General features: G+C 64.2%; 12 protein-coding genes. 6 read left to right on the top strand and 6 right to left on the bottom strand.

Features of this window, described 5'->3' with window-relative positions:
- Positions 1-89: 89 nt before the first annotated feature.
- A complete protein-coding gene (locus tag AC5ZG5_RS44400) occupies positions 90-302 on the top strand; it encodes a hypothetical protein (RefSeq protein ID WP_028167419.1) in 213 nt (70 codons plus the stop codon).
- Positions 303-320: 18 nt separating this feature from the next.
- On the opposite strand, the gene AC5ZG5_RS44395 is transcribed toward AC5ZG5_RS44400, so the two are convergent.
- Complete coding sequence (locus AC5ZG5_RS44395) at positions 321-1,325, bottom strand: AraC family transcriptional regulator (protein ID WP_456646988.1); 1,005 nt, start codon at positions 1,323-1,325, stop codon at positions 321-323.
- Positions 1,326-1,579: 254 nt separating this feature from the next.
- Here AC5ZG5_RS44395 and AC5ZG5_RS44390 point away from each other — a divergent pair, with 254 nt between their 5' ends.
- Both AC5ZG5_RS44390 and AC5ZG5_RS44385 read left to right on the top strand, forming a co-directional pair.
- Positions 1,580-2,029, top strand: a complete 450-nt coding sequence (locus AC5ZG5_RS44390; protein WP_130229872.1) for a cupin domain-containing protein — start codon at positions 1,580-1,582, stop codon at positions 2,027-2,029.
- A 117-nt stretch (positions 2,030-2,146) separates the two neighbouring features.
- Positions 2,147-3,640: a flavin-containing monooxygenase gene (locus AC5ZG5_RS44385; RefSeq protein WP_456646987.1), complete on the top strand. Its 1,494-nt coding sequence runs from the start codon at positions 2,147-2,149 to the stop codon at positions 3,638-3,640.
- On the opposite strand, the gene AC5ZG5_RS44380 is transcribed toward AC5ZG5_RS44385, so the two are convergent.
- Genes AC5ZG5_RS44380 through AC5ZG5_RS44370 form a run of 3 tightly spaced genes read right to left on the bottom strand, consistent with a single transcriptional unit; the run spans position 3,625 to position 7,079 of the window.
- A complete protein-coding gene (locus AC5ZG5_RS44380; RefSeq protein ID WP_456646986.1) occupies positions 3,625-5,268 on the bottom strand; it encodes an ABC transporter ATP-binding protein in 1,644 nt (547 codons plus the stop codon). The two genes, AC5ZG5_RS44385 and AC5ZG5_RS44380, sit on opposite strands and share 16 nt — an antisense overlap.
- Positions 5,269-5,271: 3 nt before the next feature.
- The gene (locus AC5ZG5_RS44375) at positions 5,272-6,111 is read right to left on the bottom strand and encodes an ABC transporter permease (protein WP_028167424.1); all 840 of its coding nucleotides are present in this window, start codon (positions 6,109-6,111) and stop codon (positions 5,272-5,274) included.
- Entirely contained in the window at positions 6,108-7,079 is a 972-nt protein-coding gene (locus AC5ZG5_RS44370) for an ABC transporter permease (protein WP_028167425.1), read from the bottom strand. The genes AC5ZG5_RS44375 and AC5ZG5_RS44370 overlap by 4 nt, the downstream gene beginning before the upstream one ends.
- Positions 7,080-7,304: 225 nt before the next feature.
- On the opposite strand from AC5ZG5_RS44370, the gene AC5ZG5_RS44365 reads away from it, so the two are divergent.
- Positions 7,305-8,330 (top strand): histone deacetylase family protein, encoded by a 1,026-nt coding sequence (locus AC5ZG5_RS44365; protein WP_456646985.1) that lies wholly within the window; start codon positions 7,305-7,307, stop codon positions 8,328-8,330.
- A 363-nt stretch (positions 8,331-8,693) separates the two neighbouring features.
- On the opposite strand, the gene AC5ZG5_RS44360 is transcribed toward AC5ZG5_RS44365, so the two are convergent.
- Complete coding sequence (locus AC5ZG5_RS44360) at positions 8,694-9,329, bottom strand: TetR/AcrR family transcriptional regulator (protein WP_028167427.1); 636 nt, start codon at positions 9,327-9,329, stop codon at positions 8,694-8,696.
- 173 nt (positions 9,330-9,502) lie between these two features.
- Here AC5ZG5_RS44360 and AC5ZG5_RS44355 point away from each other — a divergent pair, with 173 nt between their 5' ends.
- Positions 9,503-9,712 (top strand): ferredoxin, encoded by a 210-nt coding sequence (locus AC5ZG5_RS44355; protein WP_027577791.1) that lies wholly within the window; start codon positions 9,503-9,505, stop codon positions 9,710-9,712.
- Between the two features lie 68 nt (positions 9,713-9,780).
- Entirely contained in the window at positions 9,781-11,010 is a 1,230-nt protein-coding gene (locus tag AC5ZG5_RS44350; protein WP_456646984.1) for a cytochrome P450, read from the top strand.
- 106 nt (positions 11,011-11,116) lie between these two features.
- On the opposite strand, the gene AC5ZG5_RS44345 is transcribed toward AC5ZG5_RS44350, so the two are convergent.
- On the bottom strand, positions 11,117-11,815 hold the full coding sequence (locus AC5ZG5_RS44345) for a helix-turn-helix domain-containing protein (protein ID WP_130231435.1): 699 nt from the start codon (positions 11,813-11,815) through the stop codon (positions 11,117-11,119).
- Between the last annotated feature and the right edge of the window lie 237 nt (positions 11,816-12,052).

Genomic DNA, 12,052 nt, shown 5'->3' with positions numbered 1-12,052 from the left:
TGGCGCGGGCCTATCCAAAACCCATCATCGAATTAGGCCAGGTTCAACGAGTCAAAACCTCTGTGCCGAGGTACTAGCAGGAGGCTCCCATGTCACGATTTGTCGTTAGCTTCATGAAGGACGTGCTTGGTGACAATGGTCGCGAACGGGAAGTTTGCCAGAGTTCGCTCGAAATTAATGCCTTGAACGAAGGCGAGGCCGCGGAAATGGCCAAGCAGAAATTCTGCAAGGCGCAGGCGTTGTGTGATTGGTCGCTGCACGCCGACCGCATCCGGATCGACTCGGCAGATTTTCCCTCATAATCATTCGCTCGATTGAAGTCAGCTCAGGCGCCGCAACGTCGCCGAAGGGCTCTCGCCGAACTTTGCGCGATAAGCACTTGCCATCCGGCTCAGATGGGTGAAGCCAAGATCGAAGGCGATGTCGACGACGCGCTCGTCCGGCCGCGCGTCTTTCAGCCGGGTATTGAGCCGGGCGAGCCGGATGTCCTGCAGCATCGCAGAAACGGTCGTCCCGAAATGACGGCGAAAGCCGAGCTGTAATGCGCGAATGCCGATGCCCGCGGCATCGGCAAGCTGCATGAGATCGAGCGGCTCATCGGCCTGGGCCTCGAGCCAGGCGCGCGCCCGCTTCAGCGCTGCCGGCTGCGTCTCGAGGCGGCCTTCGAAGACGGCGATCGCCCGGCTCAAACTATGATGCTGGCCGTTGAGCAGCGCGCTCAGCAATCGTTCCCGCCGATCGGCTGCTGCCAGCGGTGACAGGCGCTTTGTCGGACCAAGATGCTCGGCGAGATCGACGAGATCGCAGATTCCTGCCTGAAGCGCATGTCCAAACGGAGTGGTGAGATCGACCGATGGATCGAACTCCACCGCTCTCGCTGCGGTGCCTGCCAGCGCAGCCGCGCGATGTTCTACCAGCTTTCGGTCGAGCAGCAGGATGAGTTGGGCGCAATCCTGTCGCCACGTCATCTGCGTCGGCATGGTCGGCGACAGCAGCGATGCCGCAGCGCCACGCGCAGTCATCACCTCGCGCGCCGCCGTCCGTATCTCCGCGCAACCCTGCAGCGGGATCTGCAACAGGAAAAACCGATCGAGACAGCCGGGATCGATCGAGACCGATCCGCCATAGGCGACATAGTTCACCGAAAACCCGTCGAAGGCTGCGCAGTTGTGCTGGGCGCTGAAGTCGTTCTCGAAATGGCCGATCGGCTTCAATTCATGCGGGCAGAAAATCCGTCCGATCGCCTCGGCGGCGTCATCGACACTGGCGGTCGAGACGCGGGCGAAATCCGCGAGCCGCATGTTGGCCAAGGCACCTGCATTCATCGCAACCGCCGCGGAGTTGCTTGAGGTTTAAAATATCAGGAGCCTAATGCATCTCTCGGTGCGGGGAAACGCGGTTTCGGCGCGCGGCGTGCCCGATCGTTATGCGGGCCCTTGCCGTGCGCTTGGGCAACGGCAGCTCTTCCTGCAGCGCAACATGAGCGTCGGGGCCGCGGGATTCGTTTATCGGCTAGACAAGCTGCCACTCCGACGACAGCCTCACGGGCGCAGTGCAGTCCAGACAGGGAGGTGGCGGAATGGGTGCGCTCGAGAAAGGCATTACGCGGAACGGCACGGGTTACGGCGGCAAGACCTGGAATATTCTGGGCCAGGTCTATTTTCCCAAGGCGGTCACCGATTCGACCTTCGCATTCGAGACCAACAGCGATCCCGGCCAGTACGTGCCGGTGCACATCCATCCGACCCAGGACGAGTTCATCCTGGTGCAGGAGGGTACGCTCGACCTCAAGCTGGACGGCGTCTGGGTGAAGGCGGAGGCCGGCGACCTCGTGCGCATGCCGCGCGGCATCCCCCACGGCTATTTCAACAAGTCGGACAAGCCGGCGCGGGCGCTGTTCTGGGTCTCGCCGATGCAGAAGCTGGAGGCGCTGTTCGACAAACTGCACAATCTGCAGGACCCGGCCGAGGTGGTGCGCATCTCCGCCGAGCACGAGGTGAATTTCCTGCCGCCGGAAGCCAACGACTGACCTTGACCCGGTAGCGGGTCCAGCAGCGGAGGCAGTGGAATTGCCGGGATCGTGTCCGGCGATGACAATGGCGTGCGCGTACACTCGAACGGGATGGTGATTTTCCGGAGCATCCACATGGTCAAGCAAAAGCATGTTTGCATCATAGGCGCCGGCGTTTCCGGGCTTGCCGCGGCCAAGGCGTTTTCCGAGCGCGGACACAGGGTGACCATCGTCGAGCGCAGCGGCGATCTCGGCGGCGTCTGGGAGCCGGCGCGGTCCTATCCCGAGGTTCAGACCCAGAGCCCGAAGGATCTCTATCGCTACACCGACAAGGCGATGCCGGACTCCTATCCGGAATGGCCGAAGGGGCCGCAGGTCCACGCTTACTTGCGCGACTACGCGCGCGAGCATGGGCTCGACGATGCCCTGCGCTTCAACATCACCGTCGTGGCGATGGATCGCCGCGCCGACGGCAAGCCGGGCTGGACCCTCACACTTCGCACCAGGGACGGCAGCGTGAGCAATGAGGGTTTTGACTTCGTCGCAGTCTGCACCGGCCAGTTCAACGAGCCGCAAACCCTCAGCCTTTCCGGCGAGGATGCGTTCAAGGCGCAGGGCGGCAAGGTCCTGCACTCTTCGCAATATAACGACGCGGCAATGGCCAAGGGGCGTAGGGTGGTGGTCCTCGGCGGGTCGAAATCGGCGACCGACATTGCTGTCAACGCTGTCAACTCGGGCGCTGCCGAAGTCACCATCGTCTATCGCAAGCCGGTGTGGCGCATTCCCTATTTCGTCGGCGGCTTGGTCAACTTCAAGCGCATCCTCTATATCCGCGCCCAGGAAGAGATGTTCCCGGGCTGGGGCATCGGCCCGCTGTCGCGGCTCGCGCATGGGCTGGCCAGGCCGCTGGTGTGGGCGAACTGGCGCGGGCTCGAGAGCCTTCTGAAGGTCCAGCTCAAGCTGAAGCAATGCGACATGGTGCCGAAGCAGCCGATCGAGGACGGCGTCAATTGTTCGGTGCCGATCGCAACGCCCGGCTTCTATCCGATGGTGGCCGATGGCCGCATCAAGGCGATTCGCGGCACCTTCGATCATTATGATGGCGACAGCATCGTGATGAGCGGGGGCGAGCGGGTGGCGGCCGATGTGGCGGTGCTTGCGATCGGCTACAAGCTTGGCGTTCCGTTCCTTGCCGAAAGCTATCGCAGCAAGCTGGTCGAGCCGGACGGGCAGTATCGGCTCTATCGCCTGATCGCCAATCCGGATCTGCCGGATGTGGGGTTCGTCGGATTCAATTCCAGCTTCGCCACGGTGCTTTGCGCCGAGCTGGCCGCCAATTGGCTGGTGCGCTACGCCGACGTCCAGCTTGCGCGCCAGCCGACTGCCGCGGAGATGAAGGAGAACATCGCGATGATGCTTCACTTCAAACGTGTCGAGCGGCCGGCAGCGGGCGTCTATGGCGGGCTTTGCGTTGCGCCGTATCATTACCGCCACTTCGACGAACTGCTGGCGGATATCGGTACGACCATCCGCCGGCGCAATCCGCTCGCCGAAAAATTCACGCCGCCGGATGCCGATGCCTATGCGCGCTTCCTAGCTTCAGCGCCGCATTATCACGCGGTAGCATAAGGACGGGCAGGCTCCTCGCTCGGTGATGTCCGGCCGGGCACGGCGGCGAGCAGCTCGCGCGTGTAGGGATGCTCGGGCGCCGCGAACAGCGCGGCCGCAGGCCTGAGCTCCACGATCTCGCCACGTTGCATCACCGCGATGCGGTCGCAGATTTGCGCGGCGACGCGTAGATCGTGGGTGATGAACAGCATTGATAGCCCGAGCCGCGCCTTGAGGTCTTCGAGCAGATTGAGAACCTGCGCCTGCACGGAGACGTCGAGCGCGGAGACCGCTTCGTCCGCGACCAGGATCTCCGGCTCGAGCGCCAGCGCGCGGGCGATGCCGATGCGCTGGCGCTGGCCGCCGGAGAATTCGTGCGGAAAACGGTCCATCGCATTGGCGTTGAGGCCGACCATGCCGAGCAGGTCGCGAGCGCGCTGCCGCGCCGCATCAGGATCGGTGCCATGCGCGATCGGCCCATCCGCGATGATGTTGCCGACCTTGCGGCGCGGATTGAGCGAGGCAAAGGGATCCTGGAAGATCATCTGGATGCGGCTCCGCTCCTTGCGCAGCTCCTTGCCGCTGATCGCGGTGAAGTCGGTATCGCCGAGGCGGACCGTGCCCTGGTCCGGTTCGATCAGGCGCATGACAAGGCGCGCGACCGAGGATTTTCCGGAACCGGATTCCCCGACCAGGCCGAGCGTCTCGCCCTGCAGGATGTTGAAGTTGACGGCTTTGGCTGCCTGCACGCGGCGCTCCGGCTGGAACCAGCCGCCGCGGGCGACGTAGGTCTTGTCGAGGCCAATCACCTCGACTGCCTTGGGACGGTCGACGAGGGGCGCACGCTGCGGCGGCTCCATCGAGGGAACGGCGGCGAGCAGTGCGCGTGTGTAGGGATGCTGCGGACGTTGCAGCACGTCATCGGCCGAACCCTGTTCGACCACCTTGCCGTGCTGAAGCACGACCACGCGGTCGGCGATATCGGCGACGACGCCGAAATCATGGGTGATGAACATCACCGCCATGTTGCGGCGACGCTGCAGGTCGCGGATCAGTTTCAAAATCTGCGCCTGCGTGGTGACGTCGAGCGCGGTGGTCGGCTCGTCCGCGACCAGCACCGCCGGCTCGAGCGCGAGCGCCATCGCGATCATCGCGCGCTGGCGCTGGCCGCCGGACAATTGGTGCGGATAGGCGCGCACGGTGCGTTCGGGGTCGGGCAGGCCGACCTCGCGGAAGAGATTGAGCGCCTTCTGCCGGCGCTGCTTCGGCGTCAGCAGATTGTGCGCTTCGAACATCTCGGCGATCTGATCGCCGATCCGCATCAACGGATTGAGCGCCGTCATCGGCTCCTGGAACACCATGGCGATGTGCCGGCCGCGCAGGCCGAGCCATTGGTCGTCGTCGAGCCGCAGCAGGTTCTGCCTCTCGAACAGGATCTCGCCGGCCTCGCGGCCGATCGTGTCGGGAAGGAGGCCCATCAACGCGTGGGCGCACATCGATTTGCCGGAGCCGGACTCGCCGACCACGCAAAGGATCTTGCCGGGGACGAGATCAAGCGACACGCCGTCCACCGCGTAGTCTCGGTCGGCGCCGGGCGGCAGCGCCAGCTTGAGGTCCTTGATGACGACGACGGCCTTGTTTTCGGACATTGCTCAGCGCCCATCCTTGTTGAGGCGCGGATTGAGCGCGTCGTTGAGGCCTTCGCCGATCAGGTTCAGCGCCAGCACCGAGACCAGGATGGCGATGCCGGGAAACACCGTGATCCACCAGGCCTGCCGGATCACGGTGCGGCCGGCGCCAACCATGTAGCCCCATGACATCAAATTGGGATCGCCGAGGCCGAGGAACGAGAGCGAGGACTCCAGCAGGATTGCGGTCGCCACCATCAGCGAGGCCAGCACGATGACGGGCGAAAGCGCGTTCGGCAGGATCTCGCGCCAGATGATCCAGCTATGGGTCTGGCCGGTGACGATCGCGGCCTGCACATATTCGCGGGTGCGCAGCGACAGCACTTCGCCGCGCACCAGCCGCGCCACGGGCGGCCAGCTCACGATCGCGATCGCCAGCACGATCGAGACGATCGATGGTTGCATGATCGCCACCAGCACGATCGCGAGCGCAAAGCTCGGCACGGTCTGGAAGAACTCGGTGAAGCGCATCAGGGCATCGCCGATCCGGCCGCCGAAATAGCCGGCGAGGGCGCCGACGGGAATGCCGACGGCAAGCGCCGCGAGCGTCGAGACCAGTCCCACCAACAGCGAGACGCGCGCGCCATAGATGATGCCCGCGAACACATCGCGGCCGAGCGCGTCGGTACCGAGCGGCAGGCCTGATATCGTGAACGGCGGCAGGAACGGCCGCTGCACCATGCGCCAGGGTGAATTCGGGAAGATCATCGGCCCGAACAGCGCGACCGCGATCGCGATCAGGAGAATGATCGAGCCGATCAATCCGCCGGGATTGCGCAGCAATAGCTTCCAGAACCGCTTCATGCCGCAACCTCGATGCGCGGATCGACCGAGCGGTAGATCAGATCGGTGATCAGGTTGAACGCCAGCACCATCGCCGAGCAGACGACGAAGACGCCGAGCAAGAGGTTATAGTCGCGCTGCAGCAGCGCCTCGTACATCAGCCGGCCGATGCCGGGCCAGGCAAACACGGTCTCGGTCAGCACGGCGCCACCGACCAGCGTGCCCGCCTGCAGGCCCGCAAGTGTCACCACTGGCAGCAATGCGTTGCGCAGGACGTGACGGCGCTGGATCACCGCGTCACGCAGACCCTTGGCGCGCGCGGTCTTGACGAAATCGAGCCGCTTCACCTCCAGCATCGAGGCGCGCGTCATGCGGGTGTATGTGGCCATGAAGAACAGGCCGATCGTCATCGCTGGCAGGATCAGGTGCGCACCGACGTCGAGCACATGAGCGAAACCGGTGTAGTTGGCGCCCACCGTCTCGTAGCCGAAGCTCGGCAGCCAATCCATCGCAACCGAGAACAACAGGATCGCCATCAGCGCCACCCAGAACAGCGGCGTGGCGTAGAAGATCAGCGCCATTATCGTGATCGCGGTATCGGCCCAACTGCCTGCGCGGCGCGCTGCCAAGGTTCCGAACAGCACGCCTGATAGCAGCGAGATCGCAAACGCCGTGCCGGTCAGCAGCAGCGTTGCCGGTAGTCGCTCCAGGATCAATTGCGACACCGGCGCTTGCTGGCGGAAGGAGAAACCGAGGTCCAGGGTGGCGATGCCCTTCACATATCGATAGAGCTGCACGGGCAATGGCTGGTCGAGCCCGAATTTCTCGCGGAGCTGCGCGACGAAGAGTTGATCGCTGGCGCCGGCTTCGCCGGCCATCACCACCGCAGGGTCGCCGGGCGCCAAGCGGATCAGGAAGAAGTTCAAGACGACGATCGCAAGCAGCACGACGATCGCCTTCATAATTCGTTGCGCGATGAATCCGAGCATCGGAACCTTTCAGCTCGTTCGGGAGATGACACAGTCGCGTGCCAAGGAGGCGGTCATCGCTGTCGATTCAACGGGTCTGACCTGGAGGGGCAAGGTTAAACTCTCGGCAGTCGGCGCTTAAGGAATGAACAGCAGCATGGAGATCCTTTTCGCAACCGGGGCGCTTTGCGATTCCAGCGGTTCTATGCAAGGGATGTTCCTGTCGCCAATGATGGGAGCCTGTTCGTGAAGGCCGTCTATACCGAACTGCATCGCAGCCATGATCCGCAATTCTTCCTGGTCCGCGGCGTCGTCAAGCGCACCACCGAGCAACCCGAGCGCGCCGACCGTCTGCTGGCGGGATTGAAGGCGGGCAAGCATCAACTGGTCGAGCCGACCGTGTTCGGGCAGGGGCCGCGGGCGCGGGTGCATAGCGCCGAATATCTGAGTTTTCTCGCGGAAGCCTGGGACGCGTGGTCGGCGCTCGGCGATTCCGGTTCCGAGATGATTGCCAACATCCATCCGGTGCGCAACGCCGCCACCTATCCGACCCATATCGTCGGCCGGCTCGGCTGGCACACGGCCGACACTGCCGCACCGATCGGTCCCGGCACCTGGGCTGCCGCTTGTGCTGCGACCGATGTCGCGGCGACCGCGGCGCAGATGGTGATGGAGGGCGAGGACGCCGTCTACGCGCTGTGCCGTCCGCCCGGTCATCACGCCTATCGCGATATCGCCGGCGGCTTCTGCTTCCTCAACAACAGCGCGGTTGCGGCCGCGCATCTGCGGCTGATGCATGAGCGCGTCGCGATCCTCGATGTCGATGTCCATCACGGCAATGGCACGCAGGGCATCTTCTACGAGCGAGGTGATGTGCTGACGGTGTCGATCCATGCCGATCCGGCCGCCTTCTATCCGTTCGTTTGGGGCTATGCGCATGAACGCGGTGCCGGTCCCGGGCTCGGCACCAATCTCAACATCCCGCTGCCGATCGGAACCGGCAACGACGGCTACCTCGCGGCACTTGCGACGGCGCAGAAGACGATCGAGGCCTTCGCGCCCGGCGCGCTTGTCATTGCCCTCGGTCTCGATGCCTCCGAGCACGATCCGCTGGCCGGGCTTGCCGTCACCACGGAAGGATTCCGCCGCATCGGCGCCGCGATCGCGCGGATCGGCCTGCCCACCGTGTTCGTGCAGGAAGGCGGCTATCTCTCTGACATCCTCGGCGACAATCTGACCGCGGTGCTCGGCGGGTTTGAAGCGGCGAGGTGAGGGAAGTGCCGTAGGGTGGGCAAAGCGAAGCGTGCCCACCATCAAGCATCGCGCTCGTGACGGTGGGCACGCTTGCGCCTGTGCTTGTTCGAGCACCGGTGAATGTGGTCCGCTTTGCCCACCCTACGGCACCTGCGCGCTCGGCATGCTCTCTCGACGTCATTGCGAGCGAAGCGAAGCAATCCATAGCGCGGCAAGCGGAGGCATGGATTGCTTCGGTGCGCTCGCATGACGGAGGCCGTCATTCCGGGGCGATGCGTTAGCATCGAGCCCGGAATCGATCCAACCGCAGAGTACGCCGCCTAATGGATTCCGGGTTCGCGCTTTGCGCGCCCCGGAATGACGAGGAGAGATATCTCTAAACTAGCGGCCTCTTTCCGCCGCCTTGATCGCGAGCGTGAGGCTCAGCTTGATCTGCGCGACCATGTCGTCGAGCAGTTCTTCGCGCGTGGTTTCGGCGAGCTGGCCGGTGAGCAGGCCTTGCTCGGCGAGCATGACGACGCCGTGCAGCGCGGCCCAGATCTGCAGCGCGTGGCGCTCGCGCAGGAGCGCGACCGCCGGCGACTCCAGCGCTTCGAGAAGCAGGCCGAATGTCTCCATCGCAGCGCTGTGCAGCTCGCTGTCCTTTGGCGAGCAGGCCATCACGCGCGAGGCGAACATCAGGCGGTAGATGCCGTGGCGGCGCTGGCCGAAGGCGAGGGCGGCTTGCGCGAAGCGCGAGATTTTTGTCCGCTTCGACGGTCCGTCGATGGCGTCGCGCAGCATCGTGTTGAATTGGCGAAACGCTTCCGCCGCGACGGCCGTCAGCAGCGCCTCGCGGTCGGCGAAATGCCGGTAGGGTGCGGGCTGCGAGACGCGGAGCTTCTTGGCGAGGGCGCTGATGCTGATGGCTTCGGGGCCGCCGAGTTCCGCTTCCCGCAGTGCAGCGTGCACCAGGGCGTCGCGGAGATCGCCATGGTGATAGGCATTCTGCGGCTTGCGGGCGAGGCGTGTTCCCATCCTAATGTGATAGGCTATAACTTTTCGCTTGACAGCACAACCGGACCGCGAATGTAATAGCTCTAATTTGAGACGTGGCCGAAGCAAGCCGCGTCCGCCGAGAAGCAGAGGAAACGCCAGTCCGCGCATCGAGCCACGGGCATCGATGCTGCGCGCGGCAGAGGGAAGCGCCCATGTCCGGAAAGCTGAAGATTCACGTCGACCAGGACAGGTGCCAGGGACACGCGCGCTGCAAGGCCCTCGCGCCCGAACTGTTCGACCTCGACGAATACGGCAATGCGCATGAGCACGGCGAAGGCCGTGTGCCTGAAGGCCTCGAGGACAAGGCCTATCTCGCCCAGACCAACTGCCCCGAATTCGCGATCGAAGTCATCGAGGAGTGAGGCGCGCGGTCGAACCGCCACCTTCATCCACACTTGATCTGAACGAACACAGCGGAAGGAAACTGCCGATGTCCGATTCCGTCAGCATGATGCCCGAACACCCGCCGGTGACCGACTGGATCCGTGATTTCGACCACACCGATCCGGCCTGGACCGAGAATCCATTTCCGATCTGGGAGCAGTTGCGTGCAGCCTCGCCGGTCGTTCACACCGAGCGCTTCCTCGGCTGCTATATGCCGACCACCTATGAGGCGGTAAAGCAGGTCGCCTACGACACCGAGCATTTTTCGTCTCGTCGCATCATCGTGCGCGACGTGCGGCCGGAGGTCACGCAGCCGGCGCCGCCGATCACCTCCGATCCACCCGAACATAAGCCGGCCAAGCAGTTGCTGCTGCCGCCGTTCACGCCCGACGCGATGAAGAAGCTCGAGCCCCGGGTCCGCGCGATCTGCAACGAGCTGATCGACGAGTTCATCGATGACGGAAAATGCGACGCCGCCGAGCGCTACACGAAGCATATTCCGGTGCGCGCCATCGCCCATATGCTGGGTATACCCGAGAAGGATGGCGACCTCTTCATCAAGTGGATCCACGAAATCCTCGAGCTCGGCATCAAGGATCAGGACATCTTGATGCGCGCGCTCCACGAGATGAGTGCGTATTTCGCGGGCCATATCGCCGAACGCAAGGGCAAGCCGACCGACGATCTGATCACGACGCTGATGAACGCGCGCGACAAAGACGGCAAGCCGTTGTCGGACGCCCATGTGCTTGGCTCGCTGCGACTGCTCCTGGTCGCGGGCATCGATACCACCTGGAGCGCGATCGGCTCCTCGCTCTGGCACCTCGCGAAGACGCCCGCGGATCGCGAGCGGCTGGTTGCTCAGCCGGAATTGTTGCCGACTGCGATCGAGGAGTTCCTGCGCGCCTATTCCCCGGTGACGATGGCGCGCGAAGTGGTGAAGGAGACCACGGTCAGCGGCTGCCCCGTCAAGCCCGGCAACATGGTGCTGTTGTCCTTCCCCGCCGCCAATCGCGACCCTGCGATGTTCGCGGACGCCGACAAGGTGGTGATCGATCGCAAGGAGAATCGTCACGCCGCCTTCGGCCTCGGCATCCATCGCTGCGTCGGCTCGAACCTCGCGCGCATGGAGATGATGGTCGCGATCGAGGAATGGTTGAAGCGGATTCCCGACTTCCGGCTCGATCCGGCCGGCAAGGTGGCGTGGTCGGAAGGCACCGTCCGCGGCCCCCGCGCGCTGCCGCTCTTGTTCGGGGCCGGGTTAACGACTGCGTAGCCCGGGTGGAGCGCAAGCGTAACCCGGGACACCACCATCTACGTCTTCCAGCGGCCCCGGGTTGCGCTTCGCTTCACCCGGGCTACGACCCTACCGGAGTCCTCTATCAAACATCCATGTTGCGCAGGCGCTGGCGGTTGCGCAGCACGATCTGGCGCGCGCCGGAGAAGCCGAGCACGCCTTCGTCGTTCAGTTGCGACAGCGCGCGGGAAACCGTCTCCAGTGTCAGTCCGAGATAATCCCCGATGTCGCGGCGACACATCGGCAGCGCCATCATGCCCATGCCGGCGACAGCAAGGCGGCGATCCATTTCCAGCAGGAAATTGGCGACCCGCTCCATGGCGCTCTTGCGCCCGAGCAGAAGCATGTGCTCTTCGGCGTGCTTGAGGTCACCAGCCGTCATGGTCCAGAGCTTGTGGGCGACCTGGACGTCGGTGCCGGCGGCCTGTTCCAGGCTGCGGCGCTTCACCAGACGCACCGTGGTGTCGATGATGGCTTCCGCCGCCAGCCGGTGCTTGGCGCCGGACTCGAGCCCGAAGACGTCGCCGGGCAGGTGAAACGCGCCGATCTGGCGCCGTCCGTCGGAGAGCAGCTTGTAGGTGCGGACCGCGCCGCGGACCACTTGGTAAACGTATTCCGCTGGCTCATCCTCGCCGTAGATTTCCTCATCCTTCCGGTAGGTGAATTCGGTCGCGATCAGGCCGGCATGTCCGGCCAGGCCGCAAAATGGCTCGGTAGGCGCAGGGCCGCCCGGGACAGGCCGGTTGATATTGAGGGAAGCGGTGGCGGGCGACTGGGTGAGCATTGAGCCATCTCCTGTGCAGCGGATGGCTTTTGGTACGCGGAACAAGCGAACTCGGAAATTTCGCTCCATGCCTTAAGGGCTGGCCCCTAAGTAAAGTCGCGTAGGTGGGCCGGACCGTAGCCCGGGTGGAGCGCCAGCGTAACCCGGGGGCCGCTGGTAGTGAAGTGCACCCTTATCGTGAGACACGATAATCAGGGACAGGTGCCCGCCGCTTGAGGCGGCAGGGCGGGTTGATGG

This window comes from Bradyrhizobium sp. Ses1 (assembly GCF_059512365.1).
This window is presented reverse-complemented; position numbering and strand designations above follow the sequence as displayed.

Bases quoted from the DNA above. Each gene is read 5' to 3' on its own strand.
- AC5ZG5_RS44400 (WP_028167419.1), top strand. From the start codon at position 90: ATGTCACGATTTGTCGTTAGCTTCATGAAGGACGTGCTTGGTGACAAT.
- AC5ZG5_RS44395 (WP_456646988.1), bottom strand. From the start codon at position 1,325: ATGAATGCAGGTGCCTTGGCCAACATGCGGCTCGCGGATTTCGCCCGC.
- AC5ZG5_RS44390 (WP_130229872.1), top strand. From the start codon at position 1,580: ATGGGTGCGCTCGAGAAAGGCATTACGCGGAACGGCACGGGTTACGGC.
- AC5ZG5_RS44385 (WP_456646987.1), top strand. From the start codon at position 2,147: ATGGTCAAGCAAAAGCATGTTTGCATCATAGGCGCCGGCGTTTCCGGG.
- AC5ZG5_RS44380 (WP_456646986.1), bottom strand. From the start codon at position 5,268: ATGTCCGAAAACAAGGCCGTCGTCGTCATCAAGGACCTCAAGCTGGCG.
- AC5ZG5_RS44375 (WP_028167424.1), bottom strand. From the start codon at position 6,111: ATGAAGCGGTTCTGGAAGCTATTGCTGCGCAATCCCGGCGGATTGATC.
- AC5ZG5_RS44370 (WP_028167425.1), bottom strand. From the start codon at position 7,079: ATGCTCGGATTCATCGCGCAACGAATTATGAAGGCGATCGTCGTGCTG.
- AC5ZG5_RS44360 (WP_028167427.1), bottom strand. From the start codon at position 9,329: ATGGGAACACGCCTCGCCCGCAAGCCGCAGAATGCCTATCACCATGGC.
- AC5ZG5_RS44355 (WP_027577791.1), top strand. From the start codon at position 9,503: ATGTCCGGAAAGCTGAAGATTCACGTCGACCAGGACAGGTGCCAGGGA.
- AC5ZG5_RS44350 (WP_456646984.1), top strand. From the start codon at position 9,781: ATGTCCGATTCCGTCAGCATGATGCCCGAACACCCGCCGGTGACCGAC.
- AC5ZG5_RS44345 (WP_130231435.1), bottom strand. From the start codon at position 11,815: ATGCTCACCCAGTCGCCCGCCACCGCTTCCCTCAATATCAACCGGCCT.